Below are 24,346 nucleotides of genomic sequence, written 5' to 3'. Positions count from 1 at the left end.
CATAAAAAAAGCGAGTCATCAGACTCGCTTCTCACTCAGCACAATGCAACCTTATTTTTTGGCGGCAAAACGCGCTGCAGCTTCGTCCCAGTTAACCACGTCCCAGAACGCTTTGATGTAGTCCGGACGACGGTTCTGGAATTTCAGGTAGTAAGCGTGTTCCCACACGTCCAGACCCACAATTGGGAAACCGGAAGCGCCGGAGATAGCTTCGCCCATCAGCGGGGAATCCTGGTTCGCTGTAGAAACTACAGCCAGCTTATCGCCTTTCAGCACCAGCCACGCCCAGCCGGAGCCGAAACGGGTAGCAGCCGCTTTTTCAAATTCCGCTTTGAAGTTATCAACAGAACCGAAATCGCGCTCGATAGCCGCTTTCAGGTCGCCCTGCAGCGTAGTACCGGTTTTCAGGCCTTTCCAGAACAGGCTGTGGTTAGCATGGCCGCCAGCGTTGTTACGCAGAACGGTTTTTTTGTCAGCCGGCAGCTGATCCAGTTTGGTGATCAGTTCTTCAGCAGACAGGCTAGCGAATTCCGGCAGGCTTTCCAGCGCAGCGTTGGCATTGTTAACGTAGGCCTGGTGGTGTTTAGTGTGATGGATTTCCATCGTCTGCTTGTCAAAGTGCGGTTCCAGGGCGTCATAAGCGTACGGCAGGGCTGGCAGTGTATAACTCATAATCATCTCCATTATTGTCGAGCGGCGGAAGGTGTTAATGCCGCGTAAGCAGTTGGTTCATTATAGTTAATTAAATGATATTGAAAACGCTTATCAATGCCGTATTTTTAATAAGGTTATAACAGACGGTTATACACGTGGTTTTGTGATGTAGAACAACGAATTAAGCTTCTGGTTGCCAAGGAAGGATGTTACGTGGCAACAGGCTGAAGGCAGTAAAACTGACCGATTTTTACACTCATCGGGTCGGAAAATGATTTATCCGATAAAAAAATAGATGAGGATAGAATCAATGAATCACGCGATTACGATGGGTATTTTTTGGCATTTGATAGGTGCGGCCAGTGCAGCCTGTTTCTATGCCCCGTTCAAAAAAGTTAAACATTGGTCCTGGGAAACCATGTGGTCTATCGGCGGGATTGTCTCCTGGCTGATACTCCCCTGGGCCATCAGCGCCATGCTGCTCCCTGATTTTTGGGCCTACTACGGCTCCTTTAATGCCTCCACGCTCCTGCCGGTATTCCTGTTCGGCGCAATGTGGGGTATCGGCAATATCAACTATGGCCTGACCATGCGCTATCTCGGCATGTCGATGGGGATCGGTATCGCCATTGGCATTACGTTGATTGTCGGCACCCTAATGACCCCAATCCTCAACGGTCAATTCGATGTTTTAATTAACACCAAAGGCGGCCAAATGACGCTGCTCGGCGTGCTGGTTGCGGTGATTGGCGTGGGGATAGTCACTCGCGCAGGCCAGCTCAAAGAGCGCAAAATGGGCATCAAAGCCGAAGACTTCAACCTGAAAAAGGGGCTGGTACTGGCGGTAATGTGCGGCATTTTCTCGGCCGGTATGTCCTTTGCGATGAACGCCGCAAAACCGATGCATGAAGCCGCCGCCGCGCTCGGCGTTGACCCGCTCTACACCGCGCTGCCAAGCTACGTGGTGATTATGGGCGGCGGTGCGCTGGTCAACCTCGGTTTCTGCTTTATCCGCCTGGCAAAAGTGAAGAATCTGTCGGTAAAAGCCGACTTCTCGCTGGCAAAACCACTGATCATCAGCAATATCCTGCTTTCCGCATTGGGCGGCCTGATGTGGTACCTCCAGTTCTTCTTCTACGCCTGGGGCCACGCCAGCATTCCGGCACAGTACGACTACATGAGCTGGATGCTGCATATGAGCTTCTACGTTCTGTGCGGCGGGCTGGTTGGCCTGGTGCTGAAAGAGTGGAAAAACGCAGGACGTCGCCCGGTTGGCGTACTGAGCCTCGGCTGCGTGGTGATTATCATCGCTGCAAACATCGTCGGCCTGGGAATGGCGAACTAGCTTTGTTATGCGGCAGTGCGACTGCGCTGCCGCCACTGCCCCGGCGTCATGCCAATCTCACGGTTAAACACTACCGAAAAGTAGTTACTGTCCTCAAACCCGCACTGCATCGCCACTTCGCCAATCAGGCGTTCCGTATGCTGTAACAGATACTGAGCGTGGCAAATCCGCAGCTGGCGCAGATAGTGGTTGATGGTCATTCCCGTCTGCTGGCGAAACTGCTGGCGTAGCGCGCGTTCGCTGCACCCTTCCCGCTCACAAAATTTATCCAGAAAGAAAGGCCGGTTCAGGCTACCCGCCAGTTCGGTAAGCAGCTTATCGAGCAGCGCCTCGCTCTGGGTTGCCGCCAGATTATCGGTGGCATAGCGATAGCGCTGGAGGATAAGCACCAGTTGAGCAAACAACAGCTCGGCCATGTCATTGGCCTGCGCATCGCTGCGGCTACTCTCGTGCTCCAGCTGGGTTATCACCTGACGGACCTGAGCCATACCGCTGCTGCCAATCCGCCAGTGCGGGACCCACGGCGTACCGAACAGGCCGGGAATATGTGCCGCCCAGTCAAAATTAAGCCGTAACCGGTCCGGGCAATAAATCACGTTTTGCAGAACGAGATCGTTCACCGAGGCGTAGGAGTGTTTATCTTCAGCGCGGATATAGAACAAATCGCCGCGGGTTATGCGCCACGGGCGATCGTTGAGGACGTGCAGGCCGTTTCCCCGCCACACCAGCACCAGTTCACAAAATTCATGAGTGTGTTCGGCAAAGACATTTTGCGGGTAGCGATCCGCCACCGCCACCGCCTGGGCGGGGGAAGCAAAAAACTCATTTTTGCGAAGAATCAGCTGACCTGCCACTCATCAACTCCAGACACGAACAAACGCATCATTATTCGCGTTTATACCTGTTAATACGTTGACTGCTCTCGCGTTACTGAAGAATCGCGTCGCGCCCCTGGCGAATATCGCGCGGAGACCAGTCAAACTCCCGGCGAAAAAGCGTCGAAAAGTGGTTACTATCGCCAAAACCACAGCGATACGCGATATCGGTCACGCTGTCATCACTATGGCGCAGCAGATGGCGTGCCTTTATCAGCCGCACCCGGTTCAGATAGCGCTGCGGCGTCAGGCCAGTTTGCTGTTTTAACTGGCGATGCAGAGTGCGCAGCGATAGCGAAAACCGCGCCGCCACCTCTTCCCAGCAAACATCTTCGGCAAAATGATCTTCCAGCCAGGCCATCAGGTGATTCAACCGCGCATCGTTATCGGCGCTTCCTTCAGCAAGGCTGCTTTTACGCAGTAGCACCAGCAACTGCATAAAGAAAATCTCACGGCTGGCGATGGAATGCATGTCCGAATCCGCACCAACATTTTCCATCTGGCCGACAATCTGGCGAACCTGCTGCAACGCGCTTTGGTTAACCCGCCAGTGTGAGAGGTAATTCCCCTCCTGCTCCTGGGGCAGCAGTTCATTCAGGCCGGACAAAAAGCGAAACGCGTCCGGCGCGCGATAAAGCACATTGGTCAGGCATAAATTATCCGTGTGCTCGTAGAGATGGCGATCGTGATCGCGAATAAAACAGACCGACCCGCCGCTGATGGTATAGGGCTGACCGTTGAAAACATGAATTCCCGTACCGTGTTCGACGATAACAATTTCATGAAAATCATGATGATGCTCAGGAAAGGCTGATTGCGGGAGCCGCGGTTCAATGGCAACAGCAGAAACGCCGGACTTAAAGAAATCCACACTGTGCAACATGGTCATAGCCGCTCCTCGAAATGAGAAAAATTATCAATCAGTGGTGCAAATAGTAATTAAGGGTCGGCAATCCGGCCTTCAATTTTTGACTACAAAGTTCGTAAAGCCTGCCGCTTTTTCAAGAAATGGCGGGAAAGATCGGGAACTGCGGACAACATCACATCCCTCAGTGAGCCACTGATCAAACGAAACTGTGACCTCCCTCACGGTCACCTTTGCTTTCTTGCCAGCGGCGAATTTTCCCTGTCAGTAACAAGAAGGTGAGTCAGGCGCGACTTTTTTAGACTGCTTGCAATGATTTTCACAAGGATCTTCCCATGAGTTTTCGTCATTGTGTCGCGGTTGATTTAGGCGCCTCCAGCGGGCGGGTGATGCTCGCCAGTTATGAACCCGGGCAGCAAACGCTGGCGCTGCGCGAAATTCACCGCTTTACCAATAGCCTACAGAAGGTAGATGGCTTCGACTGCTGGGATATCGATAGCCTGGAAAATGAAATTCGCTGCGGCCTGGTGAAAGTATGCGAACAGGGCATCCTGATCGATAGCATCGGCATTGATACCTGGGGCGTGGATTATGTCCTGCTGGATAAACAGGGCCAGCGCGTTGGTCTGCCGGTCTCTTATCGCGACGCTCGCACCCAGGGCCTGATGCGCCATGCCGAAGAGCAGATGGGACGTGCGGATATCTATCGCCGCAGCGGTATTCAGTTTCTGCCGTTTAACACCCTTTATCAGCTACGCGCGCTGGTGGAACAGCAGCCGGAGCTGGTCAGCCAGGCCGCGCACGCGCTGCTGATCCCGGACTACCTTAGCTTTCGCCTGACTGGCAAAATGAACTGGGAATACACCAACGCCACCACCACACAGCTGGTCAATATCAATAGCGATAACTGGGATGAAGAGCTGCTGAACTGGACCGGCGCGCCGCGCGAATGGTTCGGTACGCCGACGCACCCGGGCAACGTTATCGGCCACTGGATTTGCCCGCAGGGAAATCATATTCCGGTAGTTGCTGTCGCCAGCCACGATACCGCCAGCGCGGTTATCGCCTCGCCGTTAGCCAGCAAAAACGCCGCCTACCTCTCTTCCGGTACCTGGTCGCTAATGGGCTTTGAAAGCAAAACCCCCTGCACCAGCGACGAAGCATTGAAAGCCAATATCACCAACGAAGGCGGGGCTGAAGGCCGCTATCGGGTGCTGAAAAATATCATGGGCCTGTGGCTGCTCCAGCGGGTGCTGAAAGAGCAAAACGTCGGTGACCTGTCGGCGCTGATCGCCCGCACGGCGGCGCTTCCAGCCTGCCGTTTCGTTATTGATTGCAACGACGACCGCTTTATCAACCCGGACAACATGAGCGCTGAAATTCAGGCCGCCTGCCGCGAATCCGGGCAGCCGGTTCCTGCCAGCGACTCCGAACTGGCGCGCTGTATTTTCGACAGCTTAGCGCTGCTATACGCCCGGGTGCTCAACGAACTGTCGGCACTTCGCGACCAGCCGTTCAGTCAGTTGCATGTTGTCGGCGGCGGCTGTCAGAACGAACTGCTTAACCAGCTGTGCGCCGACGCCTGCGGCATCACCGTGGTCGCGGGCCCCATTGAGGCCTCTACGCTGGGCAATATTGGCATCCAGTTAATGACCCTCGACGAACTGCATAACGTCGATGAATTCCGTCAGGTGGTGCGGCAAAACTACGCCCTCACTACCTTTACCCCTAATCCTGAAAGTGAAATTGCCCGCTTCGTCGCGCAGTTTCAGCCACAACAGACCAAGGAGCTTTGCGCATGACCACTCAACTTGAACAAGCCTGGGAAATTGCCAAACAGCGCTACGCCAGCATCGGTGTGGACGTCGAGGAGGCCTTGCGCCAGCTGGACCGCCTGCCTGTTTCCATGCACTGCTGGCAGGGCGATGACGTCGTCGGTTTTGAAAACCCGGAAGGGAGCCTGACCGGCGGTATTCAGGCCACCGGCAACTATCCGGGCAAAGCGCGCAACGCCACCGAGCTGCGCGCTGACCTTGAGCAGGCGCTGAGCCTGATTCCGGGGCCAAAACGCCTGAACCTGCACGCGCTCTATCTGGAATCCGAAACGCCGGTACCGCGTAATGAAATCAAGCCGGAACACTTTAAAAACTGGGTTGAGTGGGCAAAAGCCAACAAGCTGGGGCTGGATTTTAACCCCTCCTGCTTCTCGCATCCGCTGAGCGCCGACGGCTTTACGCTGTCGCACGCCAACGATGAAATCCGCCAGTTCTGGATCGATCACTGCAAGGCCAGCCGCCGCGTTTCCGCGTATTTCGGCGAGCAGCTGGGCACGCCGTCGGTGATGAATATCTGGATCCCAGACGGCATGAAAGATATCACCGTTGACCGTTTCGCTCCGCGCCAGCGTCTGCTGAATGCGCTTGATGAAGTGATCAGCGAGAAACTCGACCCGGCGCATCACATTGATGCCGTGGAGAGCAAGCTGTTCGGGATCGGCGCAGAGAGCTACACCGTCGGCTCCAATGAGTTCTATATGGGTTACGCCACCAGCCGCCAGACCGCCCTGTGCCTGGATGCCGGCCACTTCCACCCGACGGAAGTGATCTCCGACAAAATCTCCGCCGCGATGCTCTATATCCCACGCTTGCTGCTGCACGTAAGCCGCCCGGTACGCTGGGACAGCGACCACGTGGTGCTGCTGGATGACGAAACTCAGGCCATCGCCAGCGAAATTATCCGTCACGATCTGTTCGACCGCGTGCATATCGGCCTCGATTTCTTCGATGCCTCGATCAACCGCATCGCGGCATGGGTCATTGGTACCCGCAATATGAAGAAAGCGCTGCTGCGCGCCCTGCTGGAGCCGACCGAACAACTGCGTCAGTTGGAAGTTGACGGCGATTACACCGCCCGCCTGGCGCTGTTGGAAGAACAGAAGTGTCTGCCGTGGCAGGCCATCTGGGAGATGTATTGCCAGCGTAACGATACTCCGGCGGGGAGCCAGTGGCTGGATAACGTCCGGGCTTATGAGATAGACGTTCTGAGCCAGCGCGGGTAAACCCTCACCCCGGCCCTCTCCCTGGAAGGGAGAGGGAGAAAATCTGGCCCTCTGCGCGATGTTGCCAGAGCGTACCGGACAGTTCCCTCGCCCCTTTGAAGAGGGGGAGAAAACCAGGCCCTCTGCGCGATGTTGCCAGAGCGCACCGAACAGTTCCCTCGCCCCTTTGGAGAGGGGGAGAAAACCAGGCCTTCTGCGCGATGTTGCCAGAGCGTACCGAACAGTTCCCTCGCCCCTTTGGAGAGGGGGAGAAAACCAGGCCCTCTGCGCGATGTTGCCAGAGCGCACCGAACAGTTCCCTCGCCCCTTTGGGGAGAGGGTTAGGGTGAGGGGACAACCCCGCACCGAATTAACAGGAAACACAAGACTATGCAGACCATTATCGACTCCTGGTTCGTCCAGGGCATGATTAAAGCCACTTCCGACGCCTGGCTGAAAGGCTGGGACGAGCGCAACGGCGGCAACCTGACGCTGCGCCTCGATGAAGCGGATATCGAATCTTATGCAGCGGATTTCCACGCGAAACCGCGCTATATCGCCCTGAGCCAGCCGATGCTGACGCTGGCCAACCAGCCGTTTATCGTGACCGGTTCCGGCAAATTCTTCCGCAATGTCCAGCTCGATCCGGCCGCTAACCTCGGCGTAGTAAAAGTCGACAGCGACGGCGCGGGATACCATATTCTGTGGGGCCTGACTCACGACGCGGTACCGACTTCCGAACTGCCAGCGCACTTCCTGTCGCACAGCGAGCGCATCAAGCTGACCAACGGCAAAGACCGTGTGATCATGCACTGCCACGCCACCAACCTGATCGCCCTGACCTACGTGCTGGAGAACAATAGCGAGTTGTTCACCCGCAAACTGTGGGAAGGCAGCACCGAATGCCTGGTGGTATTCCCGGACGGCGTCGGCATTCTGCCGTGGATGGTGCCGGGTACCGACGAAATCGGCCAGGCTACCGCTGAGGCCATGCAGAAACACTCGCTGGTGCTGTGGCCGTTCCACGGCGTCTTCGGCAGCGGCCCAAATCTGGACGAAACTTTCGGCCTGATCGACACCGCCGAGAAATCCGCTGAGGTGCTGGTGAAAGTCTATTCAATGGGTGGCATGAAACAAACCATCACCCGTGAAGAGCTGGTCGCCCTTGGCAAACGCTTCAATGTTCAACCCATGCAGTCCGCGTTAGATCTTTATCAATAACAACATCGCGCCCCGCTCACTGAGACGGGGCGAAAAATCACCTGCAAACCCTACAAAACTGACTCATGTGGAGTAAAAGCAATGAAAATAAAGACAAGCTTGATCCTCACCGTTGCCGCCATGGCGTTGTCCGGTTCCGCTTTAGCTGAAGTTAAAATTGCCCTCGTGGCAAAATCATTGGGAAATGGATTCTTCGAAGCAGCGAACGTTGGCGCGCAGGAGGCGGCCAAAGAGTTAGGCGATGTAAAAGTTATCTATACCGGCCCGACCACCACCACGGCCGAAGCGCAGATCGAAGTGCTGAATGGATTGATCGCCCAGGGGGTGGATGCGATCGCGATTTCCGCTAACGATCCCGACGCCGTGGTGCCGGTGCTGAAAAAAGCGATGCAGCGCGGCATTAAGGTGGTCTCCTGGGACTCCGGCGTCGCGCCTGCGGGCCGCCAGATCCATCTGAATCCGTCCAACAACGCGCTGATTGGCGAAACCAACGTCAAGCTCGCCGCCGATGCGCTGAAAGCGCTCAATGTGGAAAAAGGCGATGTGGCGATTTTAAGCGCCACGCCAACTTCCACTAACCAGAACATCTGGATTGAGGAGATGAAAAAGGTGCTGCCGCAGTACCCGTCCGTCAATCTGGTCACCGTCGCCTACGGTGACGATCTGTCCGATAAAAGCTACCGCGAAGCGGTGGGCCTGCTGAAATCATACCCTGACCTGAAAGTGATTGTTTCCCCGTCATCGGTGGGAATTGTCGCCGCCGCGCAGGCGGTGAAGGATCAGGGCAAAATCGGCAAGGTGTACGTGACCGGGCTGGGGCTGCCGTCAGAAATGGCCGGGGCGATTAAGTCCGGCGCCAGCAAAAGCTTTGCCATCTGGAACCCGATTGACCTCGGTTACGCCGCGACTTACCTGGCGGATGATTTAGTCAAAGGCACGGCGACCAAAACCGAAGCCAATATGGGCAAGCTGGGCAAAGTGAAGCTGGATGCCGACGGTAACGGCGCGATGGCCGAGCCGTTCGTCTACGATGCCAGCAACATCGATAAGTTCTCGAAGATTTTCTAATCCCTGTTCCCTCACCCCGGCCCTCTCCCAAAGGGAGAGGGAGAAAGTCAGGCCCTCTGCGCAATGTTGTCAGGGAGCGCCGAACAATCCCCTCGCCCCTTTGGGGAGAGGGTTAGGGTGAGGGGCGATTTTACGGAGAACTATCATGTCAGCATCCACCCCACTGCTGTCGCTGAAGGGCATCACCAAGATTTTTCCCGGTGTGCGTGCCCTTGAGAACGTGCAGCTCGATCTCTGGCCCGGCAAAGTGACCGCCTTAATCGGCGAAAACGGCGCAGGAAAATCCACGCTGGTCAAAGTGATGACCGGTATTTATCAGCCCGAAGAGGGCGAGATTCTCTATAAAGCGATCCCTATCCAGCTGCCGAACCCGGAGTCGGCGCACAAGGTGGGGATCACCGCCATTCATCAGGAAACCGTGCTATTTGATGAACTGTCGGTCACCGAAAATATTTTCGTCGGTCAGTATCTGCATACCGGCCTGCTGAAAAAACTCGATTGGCCCACGATGCACCGCAAAGCTAGCGAGATCCTCAACCGCCTTGAGGTGCAGATTGACCCGCGCGCGACGCTGAAAACCCTCAGCATCGCCCAGCGCCATATGGTGGCCATTGCCCGGGCGCTCTCCTTTGAAGCTCAGGTGGTGATCCTCGATGAACCGACAGCGGCGCTCTCCCAGCATGAAATTCTGGAGTTTTATCAGATCGTTGAGCGCCTGAAGCAGGACGGAAAAGCGATTCTGTTTATCTCGCATAAGTTCGATGAGATTTTCGAGCTGGCGGACTACTACACCATTCTGCGCGATGGCGTGTACGTCAGCTCCGGGGCGATTAACGACATCACCGAAGAACGGATGGTGGCGATGATGGTCGGTCGCGCCATTACGCAAACCTACCCGAAAGTCGACTGTACCCCAGGGGAAACGGTGCTGGAGGTGAAAGACCTCTGCCACCCTACCGAATTTGCCCATATCAACTTCAGCCTGCGCAAAGGGGAAATTCTCGGCTTTTACGGCCTGGTCGGTGCCGGACGTACCGAGCTGATGCAGGCGCTTTCCGGTGTATCGCATCCCTCTTCCGGCGAGATCGTGCTGAAGGGCAAAGCGATGCGTTTTCGCCAGCCTGCCGACGCCATCAACGCCGGTATCGTCTGCGTCCCGGAAGAGCGGCAGAAACAGGGGGCGATCATCGCGTTGCCAATCGCCCAGAACATCAGCCTGCCGCAGCTCAGCAAACTCAACACTAACGGCGTGCTGAACGACGCCCGCGAATGGCGGTTGGCGGATGAGTACGCCTCGCGCCTGCAGGTCAAAGCCTTTAGCTGGCGACAGCCGGTAGAGACCCTCTCCGGCGGCAATCAGCAAAAAGTGGTGATCGGCAAATGGCTGGCGACCCATCCGGAGGTGATTATCCTCGACGAGCCGACCAAAGGCATCGATATCGGCTCCAAAGCGGCGGTGCACCAGTTTATGTCCGAGCTGGTCAGCCAGGGGCTGGCAGTGATCATGGTCTCTTCGGAGCTGCCGGAAGTGATGGGTATGGCTGACCGGATTATCGTGATGCACGAAGGGCTGATGGTCGCCGAGTATCAGGCCGGTGAGGCCACGGCGGAAACCATAGTCAGCGCCGCCAGCGGCGTCAGTCAGGAGGCCGCGTAATGGGCAAACAACTGCTTAAACACCGCGAAGCGCTGCTGGCGGCGGTCATCATTTTGATGATCGGCGCGATAGGCAGTCGGGTGCCGTCGTTTATCGCCCCAGGCAATCTGGTGGAGATGTTTAACGACACCGCCATTCTGATCATCCTCGCCCTCGGTCAGATGATGGTGCTGCTCACCAAAGGCATCGATCTGTCGATGGCCGCCAACCTGGCGCTCACCGGGATGATCGTCGCCCTGCTCAACGCCCACTATCCGGGGATTCCCGTGGTGGCGCTGTTGGCGCTGGCAACCCTGCTTGGGCTGCTGATGGGGGTGATTAACGGCCTGCTGGTCTGGCGGCTCGGCATCCCAGCCATCGTGGTGACGCTCGGCACCATGAGCATTTACCGGGGGATTATTTTCCTGCTCTCCGACGGCGGTTGGGTTAACTCGCACCAGATGAGCGCTGACTTTCTCGGCCTGCCGCGCGCCTCGCTGTTGGGCCTGCCGCTGCTGAGCTGGTGCGCCATCGCCGCACTCTTGCTTGTCGGCTATTTCTTACGCTTCAGCCGCACCGGACGAGCGCTGTACACCGCAGGCGGAAACGCCACGGCGGCGTACTACACCGGGATTAACGCCGGGAAAATGCAGTTCATCAGCTTCTGTCTTTCCGGCGCGCTGGCCGGGTTCTGCGGCTACCTGTGGATCTCACGCTTTGCCGTCGCCTACGTCGATGTCGCCAACGGTTTCGAACTGCAGGTGGTCGCCGCCTGCGTGATCGGCGGTATCAGTACCATGGGCGGAACCGGTCGGGTGCTCGGCTGCCTGTGCGGTGCCTTGTTCCTCGGGGTTATCAATAACGCGCTGCCGGTGATCGGCATTTCGCCGTTCTGGCAAATGGCGATTTCCGGCGCGGTTATCGTGATTGCGGTGCTGCTTAACGAGCGCGGCAATAAAGGTCACGGGCGGTTAATCCTACGCAACGCGGCGCTAGCCCGACAGAAACAGGCGGTGAAATCATGAGTAAAATGATGATGTCTGAAGAGATGAAAAGTCCGCCGGTCGCGCCGTCACCGCTGCGCCGCCTGCTGTGCTGGGAGGGATTTCTGCTGGCGGTCACTCTGGCGGTATTCGTGGTTAACGCCCTGGCGTCGCCCTATTTCCTTAATATCTGGAACCTGTCGGACGCCACGTTTAACTTCACCGAAAAAGCGATCATCGTGCTGCCAATGGCGATGCTGATTATCGCCCGCGAAATTGACCTTTCGGTGGCGTCAACGATGGCGCTGAGTTCAACGGTGATGGGCTTCTGCGCGGCGGCGGGCATGGACACGCCGCTGCTGGTGGTGGTCGGATTGGGCGTCGGGCTGCTGTGCGGTCTGTTCAACGGCATTCTGGTGACGCGCTTTAACCTGTCATCGATTGTGATCACCATCGGCACCATGAGCTTGTATCGCGGGATGACCTACATCCTGCTGGGCGACAAAGCGCTCAATCACTACCCGGACAGCTTCGCCTGGTTCGGTCAGGGTTACGTGTGGGGGGCGCTCTCTTTCGAGTTCGCGCTGTTTATCCTCCTCGCCGCCGCCTTTACCTTCCTGCTGCATAAAACCAACTTTGGCCGCCGGACCTACGCCATCGGTAATAACCCGACCGGGGCCTGGTTCTCCGGGATCAACGTCAAGCGCCACAACCTGATGCTGTTCGCGCTGGTCGGGCTAATGGCCGGGCTGGCGGCGGTCCTGCTGACCTCAAGGCTCGGCAGCACCCGCCCGACGCTGGCGATGGGTTGGGAGCTGGCGGTGGTCACCATGGCGGTGCTCGGCGGCGTCAATATTCTCGGCGGCTCCGGCAGCATGGTGGGGGTGATTATCGCCGCCTTCCTGATGGGGCTGGTGACCTTCGGGCTGAGCCTGCTCAACGTGCCGGGCATCGTGATGTCGATCATCATCGGCGCGATGCTGATTGTGGTTATCTCGCTGCCGATTATTACCCGGCGGATGATGCAGCGAAGACGAATTTAATTTCCCCCTCACCCTAACCCTCTCCCCACAGGGGAGAGGGGACGGTGCGGTGCGCTTTGGCAGCCTGAACGCAACCCAGGGAATACCCCGGAGGCTACGGACCCACCTTTCCCCCTCTCCCTTTGGGAGAGGGTCGGGGTGAGGGGAAACGGATTACCCAAATCGACATTAAGGAGAATTATCATGAGTTTTATGTTGGCACTTCCTAAAATCAGCCTTCACGGCGCGGGCGCAATCGGCGATATGGTCAAGCTGGTGGCGGGCAAACAGTGGGGTAAAGCGCTGATCGTCACCGACGGTCATCTGGTCAAAATGGGCCTGCTCGATAGCCTGTTTGCCGCGCTGGACGCTCAGCAGATGTCTTACCATCTGTTTGACGAGGTATTCCCCAATCCAACCGAAGCGCTGGTGCAAAAAGGCTACGCGGCGTATCAGGAAGCAAACTGCGACTTTATTATCGCCTTTGGCGGCGGCAGCCCAATTGATACCGCCAAAGCGGTGAAAATCCTCACTGCCAATCCGGGACCGTCCACCGCCTACTCCGGCGTCGGCAAGGTGAAAAACGCCGGCGTGCCGCTGGTGGCGATCAACACCACCGCCGGAACGGCGGCGGAGATGACCAGCAACGCGGTGATCATCGACTCCGAACGTCAGGTTAAAGAAGTGATTATCGACCCGAACATCATCCCGGATATCGCCGTTGATGACGCCAGCGTGATGCTGGACATTCCGGCCTCCATCACCGCCGCCACCGGCATGGATGCGCTGACTCACGCCATTGAAGCCTTCGTTTCCGTGGGCGCGCACCCGCTGACCGACGCCAACGCCCTGGAAGCGATTCGCTTGATCAACCTGTGGTTGCCGAAAGCCGTGGACAACGGACACAACCTCGAAGCCCGTGAGCAGATGGCCTTTGGTCAATATCTCGCGGGCATGGCGTTTAACAGCGCCGGTCTCGGCCTGGTTCACGCGCTGGCTCACCAGCCGGGGGCGACCCATAACCTGCCGCACGGCGTGTGCAACGCCATCCTGCTGCCGATCATCGAAAACTTTAACCGCCCGAACGCCGTCGCGCGCTTTGCTCGCGTGGCGCAGGCAATGGGCGTCGAGACCCGCGGCATGAGCGATGAAGCTGCCAGCATGGAAGCGATCAATGCCATCCGCGCCCTGAGCAAGCGCGTCGGTATTCCGCAGGGCTTCAGCCAGCTTGGCGTCAGCAAAGAGGACATTGAAGGCTGGCTGGATAAGGCGCTGGCCGACCCGTGCGCACCGTGCAACCCGCGCACCGCCAGCCGTGACGAAGTTCGCGCGCTGTATCTGGAGGCATTATGATCCGCAAAGCTTTTGTTATGCAGGTAAACCCTGACGCCCATGAAGAGTATCAGCGCCGCCACACGCCGATCTGGCCGGAGCTGGAAGCAGTGTTGAAGGCCCACGGCGCGCACCACTACGCAATTTACCTCGATAAAGAGCGCAACCTACTGTTCGCCACGGTGGAGATTGAATCGGAAGAACGTTGGAACGCCGTCGCCAGTACCGAAGTGTGCCAGCGCTGGTGGAAATATATGTGCGATGTGATGCCAGCGAACCCGGACAACAGCCCGGTGAGCGCAGAGCTGAAAGAAGTGTTTTATCTGGAGTAAATCCATGATTGCCCCGCTGCGCTAAGCGGGGCAATCTTTCAGAACGTTAGAAGAAATACTTAAAGCGCAACCGCGCGCCGTAGCGGTCGTCGTCATCGTCCTGGCTCAGCTTATTGTCACTATCCAAAATAGAGTAATAAGCACCGAGATAAATATTAAAGTTCTGCATATTCATCACGTTCGGGATTTGATACGAAGCGTGGAAAGTATGAATATTGTAGGTGCCTTCGTCTTTAATCCAGCAGTCGTTATCGCAAATCACTCCGGCATAATCGCTGATTTTGTTATGCGCGTAGATATATCCCAGCTCAAAGCGTTGCCACAGCGCGTTCACCCCGGCGGTAAAATCCTTCTCGTTGCTGGCGTCCATATAAGCGGTATTCAGGTTTACCACCACGCCGTCCTCCGGGTCGCTCTTCAGACCGTTCCAGGTCATGGTCAAGCCGTAGCCGGTACGATCGGACTGATCGACAAAGTTGCCCTGCGCATTTTTATACCCGTAGGCATTCTGCACTACGTTGGCCTCCATTGCCGCCGCAACGGAGAATTCATCCTTCGCCCATGACACGACAGGGCGCAGGTACGCAACGTTCTTTTTCTGCTCCATGTCGCGGCCGTGGTAGCCGCCGTCGTTGTACAACGAAGTACCGTCCTCCAGCAGAGTGTTAAGCTCAAAATACCAGTTGTCTATCTGCTTACTCAGCAGGAAGTTGCCGCCTGCGTCAGAGCGACCACGCCCCTCTTTCATCATATAGATGTAGCCATGGCCGTCGCTGTACAGGTCGTTGGCGGTATTCCCCGAGTGCTCAACGAAGGTATCCTGATTCAGCGGGAACATATCGTAAGCTTCAAAGCGCCCCACTTTGACCTTCCAGTCGTTCTCCTGACCAAAGAAGAAAACGGCATCATCAAGATTCATCGATCCTGTCATATCCGCCAGCGGCTGAATGGAGAACCCGGCAAAATAGCCTTTGTCCATTTTGCGAATACCGTCAAAACCCAGCAGAATGCGGCCATTTAAATCCCAGTTGTCGTAGGTTGGGTCGCTGCCGACATCAGCGTTGGTCATCGCCAGCAGGCCATGTTTACTTTCCGCATCCATATTAAATTCAACATCGCCATAAATTTTCAGGTCGCCATAGCCGGATAATTTAAGCTCAGGGGCCGAAATATTCTTTTTACTCTCAGCGACAGGGGTCTGGCTTTTTACCGGTACCGTATTTTGTGCGACCTGCATAGAGGCATTCTGTTTATCCTGTAATTCTCGCACCTGGCTTTCCGCGATGGTCGCCCGGTTTTCGGCGGCGGCAAGCCGCGCTTCAAGCTGCTCCATTCGTTGTTCCAGCGTCAGTGAATTATTTTTCGCCACCGCCGAACCTGCTATCAGACATAAACCAATGGCTATCGATAATGCTTTTTTATTCATTTTTATTTTCCGGAGGTAAAGGAGGGCCAGGTGAGTAGAAACCTCACCTGTGTTTATTTCTATTTTTATATGATAAGGAAAGTTTAAATTTTTATTTTATATATTATCACTCCACAAATAGCTGATATTTATTTTTATCCTCATCGGTGATTTCTCTTAATACCCGGCAAGGTATTCCGGCGGCGACCACGTTTGCCGGTATTGAGCGATTAACCACGCTGCCGGCACCAATCACCGAGTTTTTGCCGATAGTGACACCGGGGTTGATAATCACCCCGGTCCCCAGCCAGACGCCATCTTCAATAACCACCGGCTGCGAGAAGAACTGTTGCGTGTGGCGCAGCGTCGGATGGACCGGGTGTCCGGCGGTGGAAATCGTCACGTTTGGCGCAAACATCACGTCATTGCCAATAGTAATATCGGCGTCATCGACCAGCGTCATATTGAAATTAGCGTAGAAGTTATCGCCAATAGTCGTGTGAATACCGTAGGCAATATAAGCCGGCGGTTCGATCCAGCATTTTTTACCCACGCTGGCAAACATCCGTTGGATAATATCGTTTCTTAATTCCTGGTCAAAAGGGTGCGAGTGATTATATTCATAGGCCCGTGCTTTTCCCATTAACCGCTGTTCGGGTAATCCATGACCCGCATCAGAATAGAGTTCTCCGCTATTCATGATTTTTCTCATATCCATCGTTTAACTATTCCCCATTTATTTAACACATCCCTGTGAAGCCATTAATTCATCGTTTTATCAAACCGTCATGGCGTTATCGCTAATCTTTTCCGACTTGGCCTTACCCGATAAGGTAAAGGCGGAGATTAGCGTGACGGCCAGGGCAATTCCGCCGAGGATCATATAGGTGTCCTGGAAGCCGATGCGGTCATACATATTGCCAGCAAAAGCGGAGAGGAAAATCGCCGCCACCTGTTTGGAGAACTGGAAACCGACCAGGTAAATCGTCGCCGACAGGCGGACATCAAATACGCCGGTAATATATTTAAACGCGCCCACCAGCAGGAACGGCACTTCCAGCGCGTGGAGCATTTTCAGGGCCACCACTTCCGCAGCCGTCGTGGCGAACGAGGAACCAATCATCCTTGCCGCCATCACCATCCCGGCAATCAGCAGCGTGTTCTTCGCCCCGATGCGGTTAATAATCCACGGCGAGCTGAACATAATGATCGCGTTACAAATTTCCCCGGCGGTGGTCGCAAAACCGAAGGCACGGGTACCCGATTCCGGGGTAGCGAAGAAGGATTTAAAGAAGGTGGCAAACTGCTGATCGAAGACGTCATACACACAGGCCACGCCGATCACGTAGAGGATAAACATCCACATTTTGCGCTGACGGAACATGCTCACGGCGGTTTTTAAATCCACCGCCGGGCGATTCGCACCCAAAGAATCCATCACCTGGGCGCTCTGGCTGGCCTGCGGTTTAGCGATAGCCACCAGTACAACCAGCACCAGCGCGGCGGCCGATCCCATCCAGAACACCCACTCCGGGTTTACGCTGAACAGCATCCCGGCCGTGGTCGCGCACAGCGCCCAGCCGAGGCAGCCAAAGGTACGCGCCTTACCGTACTCGAACCCGCTATTGCGGCTCACGCGTTCGATATAGGCTTCCATTGCCCCGGCACCGGCGGAGAAAACAAAGCCAATATAAGCCCCGCCGCTTAGCGCGCCGAGCCAGATATTGGTTTTCAACAGCGGCGCGAAGACGTAAAGGAAAAAGGGCGCAATCAGCACCAGCAGCACGGTCACTATCCACATCAGGTGCTTTTTCAGCCCGAGCTTATCGGAAATCACGCCCAGGATGGGCTGAAAACAGATAGCGAACAGCGACAAGCTGGAGAAAACAATACCGGTCTCGGTTTTATTCAGGCCAATGACATCCGATAGCCAGATCGGCAAAAACGGAAAGCAGGTGGCCATAATGAAAAAGTAGAGAAAGAAGAACAGCCCGAAAATCCAGAAATTGGGGTTGTTTTTATGGGTACAGACGGTCGGGTTCATTGTGTATTCCTCAAAAAGGGCCGACTCGCGGCCCGTCACCATCAAACGCGTTGCAGGCCAATCAAAATGGCGCTTTCCGGGTCAAGGATTGGCAGCGCCAGTCCCGCCTGTTGTAACCACTCGCCGCTTACGGTCTGCGGCGTCGTCATCCATTCCGGCAGCTTACGCATCGTATGGCCGCCCTCTCCGGTAATCTGAATGTCTGGATCATCGAGCAGCGTCACCTGATAGCGCGCGCCTGCGTCCAGTCCCGCCACGCGCAGCGGCGCCATCAGGGTGTAGTCCGGCATCGCCAGCTGGCTGACGAGGAAAATCGCCTGGCTCTTATCTTCACTGACCACGCCGTGCGCGAGCGTCGTGGCATCCGGCATATCAGCCCGCCACTGCACGCCGTGATGGATTAAGTCGCGCCACTGCTTGTGCAACGCCGCATATTTGCGATACCCCGCGCGTTCTTGTTCATCAGCGCTCACCGGGTCCAGCTCAAGGCCCATATGACCGAACAGAGCCGTCAGGCCGCGAAAAGCGATACTGTGCTGACGGAAGGTGGCGTGGCAATGGCGGTTGCCGATGTGCGCGCCCATCACTTCAGGCGGGAAGAAGTAGCTCATGCCGCGCTGGATGGTATTGCGCTCCAGGGCATCGTTATTGTCGGAAGCCCAGAAGCGGTGGCTGCGCTTCAGCACTTCATAGTCAATACGTCCGCCGCCGGAGGAGCAGGACTCAAATTCGATATGCGGGAAACGAGCCACCAGCGTATCCAGCAGGCGGTAGAACTGGCGGGTCTGCGCATCGGCGGCGGCTTTGCCGTTATGCCCGGGCTGCACCAGCTCGCGGTTCATATCCCACTTCACATAGTCCACGGCGTGCTCGCCCAGCAGCCAGCTCATCCGCTCCAGCAGATAGTCAAAAGCTTCGGGGATATTCAGGTTCAGCACAAACTGATGACGCCCAGGGATCAGCGTATAGCCCGGCAGCGCCAGCACCCAATCCGGATGTGCGCGATACAAATCCGAATTCGGGTTAATCATTTCCGGCTCAACCCAAATACCAAACTCCATTCCCAGCGACTTCACGTGGTCGATAACCGGGATCAGGCCGTTAGGGTATTTTTTCTCATCGAGATACCAGTCGCCGAGCGCCGCCCAGTCGTCGTTGCGTCCTTTAAACCAGCCGTCATCGATGATAAAGCGCTCAACCCCCAGCTCCGCCGCCTCATCCGCCATGCGCATGATGTACTGCGGGTCGTGGTCGAAATAGATCCCTTCCCAGGTATTGAGGTGCACCGGGCGTGGTTTGTTATCCGGGAAGCGAATAATCTGTTCGCGCAGGTAGCGGTGGAACTGCTGGCTCATGCCGTTCAGCCCTTGCGCAGAGTAGCTAGCGTAGAGGTTCGGGGTCCACAGCGTTTCGCCTTCCGCCAGCGCCATTTCGCCCGGCAGGTAGAGGGCTTCCGCCTGCAGATAGCGGCGACCGTCGGTTTTGGCTTCCGCCCGCAGACGGTGGTTGCCGCTCCAGCCCAGATGGACGCCCCACACTTCGCCCTGCATCTCGCTAAAGGCTTTGCTACCGGTAATCAGCGCCGGAAAATGTTCATGAGAGGTGCGTCCGCGGCGGTTTTCCAGCACGAAGCTGTCATGCTCCAGAATCAGACGATGGGGCTGGAATTCGCGGATCCAGCGGCCATGAAACGCCATCACTTCGCGGGCGCGCTCGGCGACCGGCAGCGTAATCGCCAGACGGTCCACCTGCCAGGGCTGCGCGCGCAGGTTGGTTAAACCATGGCGAACGCTCAGTACGCCGCTGCTGTCGAGCTGGATTTCACTGCATAACCGCAGGCCTGCATGCGAGTCTTCGCTGGTAATCGTTAAATTTTGCCCATCCTGCACCACATCGGTGGTGGTGAAAATCGGCGAGGCGTCCAGACCCTGACGATGCCCTTCAATACCCGGCGCACCAAACAGGCCGTGGCCCAGCTCAGCCATTAAGGTCACCGGTGAATCAACGTCCACACGGCTATTGGCGACCGGACGAGCCAGACTGGCCGCATCCTGCGGCGAAAAGTGACTTAAATGCGGCCCCCAGTAGATAATTTCGGCGAACGGATGGGTTTTTATCACCACATCGGCGGCTGCGCTTTGCAGGCGTAAAATCGAATCAGACATCAGACATCTCCACAACAAGGAATGCCTTACTGTTGATCCGAAACGTTTCGGACGCCAACCAAAACGTTTAGGATCCGTGATCGAGTTCAGGAAATTAATCTGATGGGAAGGGAATCAGGCGGTTTCACCGGGGATAAATTCAGGCTGCCAGAGCACCTGGAGAGAGGCGAGATCGTCACCGGCAATCAAGCGACGAACCATGCTGGCTATCTGGCGCCCAACGCCCTGCCGGGTGGATTGAATCACCGCGCCAACCGGGGTTTCAATGATGCTGTCCTGCGGCAAGCCATCGTAAACGACTAACGCGACACGATTATCACCGGTCAGACGCCCCTGCTGGGCAAGAGCCATCGCCGCACCGTCACCGTGGCTGTTGCAGTCGGTGACAATCGCCGTTGGCGGTTCAGGCAAACGCAGCAGCTCCATAGTTGCCTGAAACCCGCTACGCCGGGTTGGCGACACGCTGCGCAGCCAGTCCTCGGCTAATCCGGCTTCGCGTAGCGCTTGCAGATAACCGTTGCGGCGTTGAGTAATAAACGCCTGATTATTATTTTCGCTCAATAACGCGATGCGCCGGTGCCCCTGGCTAATCAGGTGGCGGGTAGCGCGATAGGTTCCGGCCTGGTTGTCGAAATCAAACCAGGCGTAGGGCTGCGGCAGGCGGCTGCGGCCCAGGGCCAGAAACGGAAAACCCGATGAGAGCAGCTGCGCCAGACGCGGATCGTCATCGAGGGTATGCGCGACAATCAACGCATCGACGCGACGACTCTGCACCATACGCATATACCCGTGCTTGTCGGCTTGTTCATCATCGGCAATCAGCAGTAAATCAATCTCATAGCGCGACAGCTCGTGGCTGATTTCACCAACCATATCGAGAAAAACGTTGTTATTCAGCGGCGCAGGACGCACGGGGAAAACGAGGCCAACCGCGTCAATTTTGCCCATCTTCAGGCGACGGGCGAAGGTATTCGGGCGATATCCGCGACGCTGCGCTTCGGCTTCCACGCGGGCGCGCGTCTCCTGCGACACATCGTCGTAGCCGTTTAACGCACGGCTGACGGTCGTGACCGAGATCCCAAGTTCTTTAGCAATGGCTTTCAACGACATAAGTATCCCTGTCCTCGCGGGAGAATGCGGTAGTGTCCCGCAATACGGCCATGGCGTCCAGCCTGCCGCCGTGACTAGTTCTGCTCGGCTACCAGCAGCGCCTGGGTGTCCGGCTCCAGCGCCTGGAAAACGTGCTCCCGGTCTGCGGGATAGCAAATGTAATCCCCTTCGCCCAGTTCTTCCGGCGCTTCCGTCAGGCCAACCCGCGCGCGACCCTGAGTGATAATAATATGCTCCACCGAACCCGGCGGATGCGGCTGTGAAATACGGTCCGCTCCCGGCTGGGTCAACAAGAGATAGATATCGCGCCGTGCGCCCGGCGGGCATGCAGCTAGGAGGATCGCCTGATAGTTTGCCTGCTCGGCGATAACTTTCGTCCCCTCGCCACGACGGATCACCTGGGTCGTATTGACCTGCGGCTCCAGCAGACGAGCGAAGGGAATATCGAGAGCCACGCAAAGCGCCCACAGGGTCTCCAGGCTCGGGTTGCCGTTGCCGGACTCCAACTGCGATAACGTCGATTTGGCAATTCCCGCCCGCCGCGCAACTTCGGCGAGGGAAAGCCCGGTGCGCGCACGTTCACGTACCAGACTTTTGGCAATCAGGCTGATTGGCTGGGTCATACACGGCTCCGTGTTTTTTATAACGAACGATTCGTTCGTCTTGAAATGCGATTCTGTTGCGTTCATTATAATGGAAATTCGTTCGATATGGCTAAAGAGTATGAAGCAACACTTCGCCAGCCTCAAAGGCGACACCATCAAAGCAATTGTTTTAGTCTGCCTGGCGGTCGGTATCGTCGGCATGTCCTACGGCTCGCTGGCAATCGCCTATGGTTTTCCCATTTGGGTGCCTTTTGTCCTCTCGGTTTGCGTGCTGGCGGGTGCCTCTGAGTTTATGTTTATTGGGATTGTCGCCAGCGGCGGCAACCCGTTGGCAGCGGCAGCGGCCGGTTTACTGGTTAACGCCCGCCATATTCCTTTCGGCGTCACGGTACGCGATCTGGTCGGCCAGCGCGCCGCCAGCTTCCTCGGTTGCCACATCATGAACGACGAAAGCGTAGTGTTTGGTCTGTCGCAGAAAACACCCGAACAGCGCCGGGCCGCCTATTGGCTGTGTGGCCTGGGCGTGGCGCTGATTTGGCCGCTGGGAGCGCTCCTGGGCGCGGGCGTCGGCAAACTGCTCCCGGCAACGGAGACCATCGGCCTCGATGCGGTATTCCCGGCGATTCTGCTGGCGCTGGTGGTTCCAGCATTTAAAAACCGTACTACGCTTATCCGCGCCTGCAGCGGAGCGGCGCTATCGCTGGCCGCCGTGCCTTTTGCGCCGGTTGGCCTGCCGGTCCAGCTGTCGCTGTTTGGCCTGCTGGCGAGGAAAAAATAATGGGTAATTTGACGCTGTTTATTGCCGGTATCGCCGTGCTATCTCTGGGGACCTATTTAATGCGTTTAGGTGGGGCAAAGCTCGGCAGTCGTTTAGCCTTTTCCGAACGCTCCCAGGCGCTGCTTTCCGATGCGGCGACGGTGCTGCTCTTTTCCGTCGCGCTGGCGACCACCTTTTATGAAGGCGAACATTTTGCCGGCATGGCGCGGGTGCTGGGCGTGGGCATCGCGGTGTTTCTCGCCTGGCGCAAGATGCCGCTGATTGTGGTGATTATCGCCGCCGCCGTGGTAACGGCGCTGTTACGGATGGCGGGGATACATTAAAAAGCGATTTTGCATTTAGACGATGCGCGTGCATTTCTGCCGGGTGGCGGCTAGCGCCTTACCCGGCCTACAAAACCCGATATATCAACAAATTATACGTCTTACTGTATTTGCGCTTCGATCCAACAGGTAACGGATTTAATCTCCAGCGGCTGCTGCTGATCTATCGTGAACACCGGCCCCAGGCGCATCGGTTGCGCTCGTTCGGCAAGCGCGTGAAGCTCCGGGAGATACTCTTCACCCGGATGTCCCGGTTTGCGATCCTGCAACCGCGTGGCGTAGCGCGATACCGCAAGCTCTGGCGTAATGTGATTCCAGACCTCAAGGACCTTTTCAACGCCAGCCTGCTGGAGCAGTTGTTGCAATGTTTCACGCGGCTGAAAACCAAACCAGGCGTCGACCAGCCAGACGCAGCCCGCCGGGGACTGACCGACAATCGACCAGATAACCTCATAGGCGGCGCAGCCCAGCTGCCGGTTGAAGGGTCGATCAATATCAGTAAAGCGCGCCATAAAGGGCTCTTTAATACCGTCAATGGTCAGCAGCGGCAGATTAAATGTTGCCGAGAGCTGCCGGGTGACGGTGCTTTTACCCGATGCGGGAATGCCGTTAATTAAAATCACCGTTTTGCAGCCTGGAGTGAGATGTCTGTTCATAACAGCGCGACGACCTCCTCCCGGCTGCTGGCGGCCCGCAGCTTAGTCATCGTTTCGTTATTATCGAGCAACGCGATAATCGCGCGGATCCCCTCCTCGATATGAGCATTGCTGTCCTGGGCACCAAACATAATGACAATGTCAGCCTTCTCGCTGTCGGCAAACTGAATCGGTTTGTTCAGCACCACCAGACTAAAACAGTTACGCTTTACGCCGCATTCCGGTCTGGCGTGAGGGATTGCCACCCCTTCATCAAAAACGTAATACGCACCATGATGCAGAGTATTATCAATGACCGCCTGGCCGTAATCCGCCGAAATGTACCCTTTTGCTACCAGCGGACTGGCGGCCAGATGAATCACCTACTGCCAGTCAGACTCCGTAACGCCGACCTGAATGGCATCGGCCTCAATAAGTAACTCTTTTATTGTCATTACGACTCCTTAAGAGCCTATATCAGTAGGCGTTATCGGTGCAGGCGGTTTGGACACGGACAGCGCGGAAAAACCGGAGCGTACACGTAGTACGTGAGGATTTTGAGCACTGCCCTGGTTCAAACTGGCAAACAAGATAGCCTAATGAACAGGTTCTAAATATTACGGCGAATAGTGTTACGCAACTCATCAATGCGAATAAAAAGCGCATCTATCTCTTGCCGATGTGTTTTGCTTTTGGCATACACCGACAGCGCACGGTTATAAATCAGCATTAATGCTTTCTGTACTTCGCCATTACCGGGGTTGCCCTGTAATTCGCCTTCCAGCCGGGTTATTTCCTCCGCCAGCTGGCTGGCCTGTTGGTTATAATCCTGCGGCGGGTTATTTTCTTTTTTCCACAGCGTTTTTAAAGATTCAAACATAGTGAGCTCCTCCCTGACGGACAACAGGGCA

At 56.3% G+C, this 24,346-nt stretch carries 23 protein-coding genes and 1 pseudogene; 12 read left to right on the top strand and 12 right to left on the bottom strand.

The window, feature by feature from the left end:
• Positions 1 to 51 precede the first annotated feature (51 nt).
• On the bottom strand, positions 52 to 672 hold the full coding sequence (gene sodA, locus HV127_RS07510; RefSeq protein WP_110276139.1) for a superoxide dismutase [Mn]: 621 nt from the start codon (positions 670 to 672) through the stop codon (positions 52 to 54).
• 292 nt (positions 673 to 964) lie between these two features.
• Between sodA and rhaT the strand changes: the two genes are divergently transcribed.
• Entirely contained in the window at positions 965 to 1,999 is a 1,035-nt protein-coding gene (gene rhaT / locus HV127_RS07505) for an L-rhamnose/proton symporter RhaT (protein WP_182235497.1), read from the top strand.
• A 5-nt stretch (positions 2,000 to 2,004) separates the two neighbouring features.
• On the opposite strand, the gene rhaR is transcribed toward rhaT, so the two are convergent.
• Positions 2,005 to 2,853, bottom strand: a complete 849-nt coding sequence (gene rhaR / locus HV127_RS07500; protein WP_181484224.1) for an HTH-type transcriptional activator RhaR — start codon at positions 2,851 to 2,853, stop codon at positions 2,005 to 2,007.
• Positions 2,854 to 2,926: 73 nt separating this feature from the next.
• Entirely contained in the window at positions 2,927 to 3,763 is an 837-nt protein-coding gene (rhaS, locus tag HV127_RS07495) for an HTH-type transcriptional activator RhaS (protein WP_182235496.1), read from the bottom strand.
• 311 nt (positions 3,764 to 4,074) lie between these two features.
• Here rhaS (HV127_RS07495) and rhaB point away from each other — a divergent pair, with 311 nt between their 5' ends.
• From rhaB to rhaM, 9 genes are all read left to right on the top strand, one after another.
• Positions 4,075 to 5,541, top strand: coding sequence for a rhamnulokinase (gene rhaB, locus HV127_RS07490; protein WP_182235495.1), 1,467 nt, complete (start codon positions 4,075 to 4,077; stop codon positions 5,539 to 5,541).
• Positions 5,538 to 6,797, top strand: coding sequence for an L-rhamnose isomerase (gene rhaA / locus HV127_RS07485; RefSeq protein ID WP_182235494.1), 1,260 nt, complete (start codon positions 5,538 to 5,540; stop codon positions 6,795 to 6,797). Before rhaB ends, rhaA begins: the two co-directional genes overlap by 4 nt.
• Before the next feature lie 369 nt (positions 6,798 to 7,166).
• Complete coding sequence (rhaD, locus tag HV127_RS07480; RefSeq protein WP_182235493.1) at positions 7,167 to 7,997, top strand: rhamnulose-1-phosphate aldolase; 831 nt, start codon at positions 7,167 to 7,169, stop codon at positions 7,995 to 7,997.
• A gap of 81 nt (positions 7,998 to 8,078) precedes the next feature.
• Positions 8,079 to 9,065 carry a rhamnose ABC transporter substrate-binding protein gene (gene rhaS / locus HV127_RS07475; protein ID WP_110276125.1) on the top strand — a complete coding sequence of 329 codons (987 nt, stop codon included), beginning with the start codon at positions 8,079 to 8,081 and terminating at the stop codon, positions 9,063 to 9,065.
• 145 nt (positions 9,066 to 9,210) lie between these two features.
• A complete protein-coding gene (locus HV127_RS07470; RefSeq protein WP_182235492.1) occupies positions 9,211 to 10,722 on the top strand; it encodes a sugar ABC transporter ATP-binding protein in 1,512 nt (503 codons plus the stop codon).
• Positions 10,722 to 11,726, top strand: coding sequence for an ABC transporter permease (locus HV127_RS07465; RefSeq protein ID WP_182235491.1), 1,005 nt, complete (start codon positions 10,722 to 10,724; stop codon positions 11,724 to 11,726). Before HV127_RS07470 ends, HV127_RS07465 begins: the two co-directional genes overlap by 1 nt.
• The gene (locus HV127_RS07460) at positions 11,723 to 12,727 is read left to right on the top strand and encodes an ABC transporter permease (RefSeq protein WP_182235490.1); all 1,005 of its coding nucleotides are present in this window, start codon (positions 11,723 to 11,725) and stop codon (positions 12,725 to 12,727) included. The genes HV127_RS07465 and HV127_RS07460 overlap by 4 nt, the downstream gene beginning before the upstream one ends.
• 183 nt (positions 12,728 to 12,910) lie before the next feature.
• Positions 12,911 to 14,059 (top strand): lactaldehyde reductase, encoded by a 1,149-nt coding sequence (gene fucO, locus HV127_RS07455; protein WP_182235489.1) that lies wholly within the window; start codon positions 12,911 to 12,913, stop codon positions 14,057 to 14,059.
• Complete coding sequence (rhaM, locus tag HV127_RS07450; RefSeq protein WP_182235488.1) at positions 14,056 to 14,370, top strand: L-rhamnose mutarotase; 315 nt, start codon at positions 14,056 to 14,058, stop codon at positions 14,368 to 14,370. Before fucO ends, rhaM begins: the two co-directional genes overlap by 4 nt.
• A gap of 46 nt (positions 14,371 to 14,416) precedes the next feature.
• Here the strand turns inward: rhaM and HV127_RS07445 are convergent, their stop codons facing one another.
• The 6 genes from HV127_RS07445 to HV127_RS07420 all read right to left on the bottom strand — a co-directional run bounded on the left by HV127_RS07445 (position 14,417) and on the right by HV127_RS07420 (position 21,717).
• Positions 14,417 to 15,796 carry a carbohydrate porin gene (locus tag HV127_RS07445; RefSeq protein ID WP_182235487.1) on the bottom strand — a complete coding sequence of 460 codons (1,380 nt, stop codon included), beginning with the start codon at positions 15,794 to 15,796 and terminating at the stop codon, positions 14,417 to 14,419.
• Positions 15,797 to 15,902: 106 nt separating this feature from the next.
• Positions 15,903 to 16,493: a maltose acetyltransferase domain-containing protein gene (locus tag HV127_RS07440; RefSeq protein WP_182235486.1), complete on the bottom strand. Its 591-nt coding sequence runs from the start codon at positions 16,491 to 16,493 to the stop codon at positions 15,903 to 15,905.
• Between the two features lie 60 nt (positions 16,494 to 16,553).
• Positions 16,554 to 17,819, bottom strand: a complete 1,266-nt coding sequence (locus HV127_RS07435; protein ID WP_182235485.1) for an MFS transporter — start codon at positions 17,817 to 17,819, stop codon at positions 16,554 to 16,556.
• 41 nt (positions 17,820 to 17,860) lie between these two features.
• Positions 17,861 to 19,984 carry an alpha-galactosidase gene (locus HV127_RS07430; RefSeq protein WP_182235484.1) on the bottom strand — a complete coding sequence of 708 codons (2,124 nt, stop codon included), beginning with the start codon at positions 19,982 to 19,984 and terminating at the stop codon, positions 17,861 to 17,863.
• Between the two features lie 114 nt (positions 19,985 to 20,098).
• Positions 20,099 to 21,094, bottom strand: coding sequence for a substrate-binding domain-containing protein (locus HV127_RS07425; RefSeq protein ID WP_182235483.1), 996 nt, complete (start codon positions 21,092 to 21,094; stop codon positions 20,099 to 20,101).
• Positions 21,095 to 21,168: 74 nt separating this feature from the next.
• Complete coding sequence (locus tag HV127_RS07420) at positions 21,169 to 21,717, bottom strand: XRE family transcriptional regulator (RefSeq protein WP_182235482.1); 549 nt, start codon at positions 21,715 to 21,717, stop codon at positions 21,169 to 21,171.
• A gap of 100 nt (positions 21,718 to 21,817) precedes the next feature.
• Here HV127_RS07420 and HV127_RS07415 point away from each other — a divergent pair, with 100 nt between their 5' ends.
• A complete protein-coding gene (locus HV127_RS07415; RefSeq protein ID WP_182235481.1) occupies positions 21,818 to 22,477 on the top strand; it encodes an AzlC family ABC transporter permease in 660 nt (219 codons plus the stop codon).
• Positions 22,477 to 22,800, top strand: a complete 324-nt coding sequence (locus HV127_RS07410; protein ID WP_182235480.1) for an AzlD domain-containing protein — start codon at positions 22,477 to 22,479, stop codon at positions 22,798 to 22,800. Before HV127_RS07415 ends, HV127_RS07410 begins: the two co-directional genes overlap by 1 nt.
• Before the next feature lie 101 nt (positions 22,801 to 22,901).
• On the opposite strand, the gene HV127_RS07405 is transcribed toward HV127_RS07410, so the two are convergent.
• The 3 genes and pseudogenes from HV127_RS07405 to HV127_RS07395 all read right to left on the bottom strand — a co-directional run bounded on the left by HV127_RS07405 (position 22,902) and on the right by HV127_RS07395 (position 24,315).
• Positions 22,902 to 23,456 carry an AAA family ATPase gene (locus HV127_RS07405; RefSeq protein WP_182235479.1) on the bottom strand — a complete coding sequence of 185 codons (555 nt, stop codon included), beginning with the start codon at positions 23,454 to 23,456 and terminating at the stop codon, positions 22,902 to 22,904.
• Positions 23,453 to 23,890: pseudogene (locus HV127_RS07400) on the bottom strand (PTS sugar transporter subunit IIA). The gene HV127_RS07405 and the pseudogene HV127_RS07400 overlap by 4 nt, the downstream one beginning before the upstream one ends.
• 155 nt (positions 23,891 to 24,045) lie before the next feature.
• A complete protein-coding gene (locus HV127_RS07395; protein WP_182235478.1) occupies positions 24,046 to 24,315 on the bottom strand; it encodes a hypothetical protein in 270 nt (89 codons plus the stop codon).
• Between the last annotated feature and the right edge of the window lie 31 nt (positions 24,316 to 24,346).

Origin of the sequence: Klebsiella sp. RHBSTW-00215, assembly GCF_014103785.1 — a bacterium.
Lineage (GTDB): Bacteria > Pseudomonadota > Gammaproteobacteria > Enterobacterales > Enterobacteriaceae > Klebsiella.
This window is presented reverse-complemented; position numbering and strand designations above follow the sequence as displayed.

Coding starts and splice junctions, on each gene's coding strand:
- sodA (WP_110276139.1), bottom strand. CDS start 672: ATGAGTTATACACTGCCAGCCCTGCCGTACGCTTATGACGCCCTGGAA.
- rhaT (WP_182235497.1), top strand. CDS start 965: ATGAATCACGCGATTACGATGGGTATTTTTTGGCATTTGATAGGTGCG.
- rhaS (WP_182235496.1), bottom strand. CDS start 3,763: ATGACCATGTTGCACAGTGTGGATTTCTTTAAGTCCGGCGTTTCTGCT.
- rhaB (WP_182235495.1), top strand. CDS start 4,075: ATGAGTTTTCGTCATTGTGTCGCGGTTGATTTAGGCGCCTCCAGCGGG.
- rhaA (WP_182235494.1), top strand. CDS start 5,538: ATGACCACTCAACTTGAACAAGCCTGGGAAATTGCCAAACAGCGCTAC.
- rhaD (WP_182235493.1), top strand. CDS start 7,167: ATGCAGACCATTATCGACTCCTGGTTCGTCCAGGGCATGATTAAAGCC.
- rhaS (WP_110276125.1), top strand. CDS start 8,079: ATGAAAATAAAGACAAGCTTGATCCTCACCGTTGCCGCCATGGCGTTG.
- HV127_RS07470 (WP_182235492.1), top strand. CDS start 9,211: ATGTCAGCATCCACCCCACTGCTGTCGCTGAAGGGCATCACCAAGATT.
- HV127_RS07465 (WP_182235491.1), top strand. CDS start 10,722: ATGGGCAAACAACTGCTTAAACACCGCGAAGCGCTGCTGGCGGCGGTC.
- HV127_RS07460 (WP_182235490.1), top strand. CDS start 11,723: ATGAGTAAAATGATGATGTCTGAAGAGATGAAAAGTCCGCCGGTCGCG.
- fucO (WP_182235489.1), top strand. CDS start 12,911: ATGAGTTTTATGTTGGCACTTCCTAAAATCAGCCTTCACGGCGCGGGC.
- rhaM (WP_182235488.1), top strand. CDS start 14,056: ATGATCCGCAAAGCTTTTGTTATGCAGGTAAACCCTGACGCCCATGAA.
- HV127_RS07445 (WP_182235487.1), bottom strand. CDS start 15,796: ATGAATAAAAAAGCATTATCGATAGCCATTGGTTTATGTCTGATAGCA.
- HV127_RS07440 (WP_182235486.1), bottom strand. CDS start 16,493: ATGGATATGAGAAAAATCATGAATAGCGGAGAACTCTATTCTGATGCG.
- HV127_RS07435 (WP_182235485.1), bottom strand. CDS start 17,819: ATGAACCCGACCGTCTGTACCCATAAAAACAACCCCAATTTCTGGATT.
- HV127_RS07430 (WP_182235484.1), bottom strand. CDS start 19,984: ATGTCTGATTCGATTTTACGCCTGCAAAGCGCAGCCGCCGATGTGGTG.
- HV127_RS07425 (WP_182235483.1), bottom strand. CDS start 21,094: ATGTCGTTGAAAGCCATTGCTAAAGAACTTGGGATCTCGGTCACGACC.
- HV127_RS07420 (WP_182235482.1), bottom strand. CDS start 21,717: ATGACCCAGCCAATCAGCCTGATTGCCAAAAGTCTGGTACGTGAACGT.
- HV127_RS07415 (WP_182235481.1), top strand. CDS start 21,818: ATGAAGCAACACTTCGCCAGCCTCAAAGGCGACACCATCAAAGCAATT.
- HV127_RS07410 (WP_182235480.1), top strand. CDS start 22,477: ATGGGTAATTTGACGCTGTTTATTGCCGGTATCGCCGTGCTATCTCTG.
- HV127_RS07405 (WP_182235479.1), bottom strand. CDS start 23,456: ATGAACAGACATCTCACTCCAGGCTGCAAAACGGTGATTTTAATTAAC.
- HV127_RS07395 (WP_182235478.1), bottom strand. CDS start 24,315: ATGTTTGAATCTTTAAAAACGCTGTGGAAAAAAGAAAATAACCCGCCG.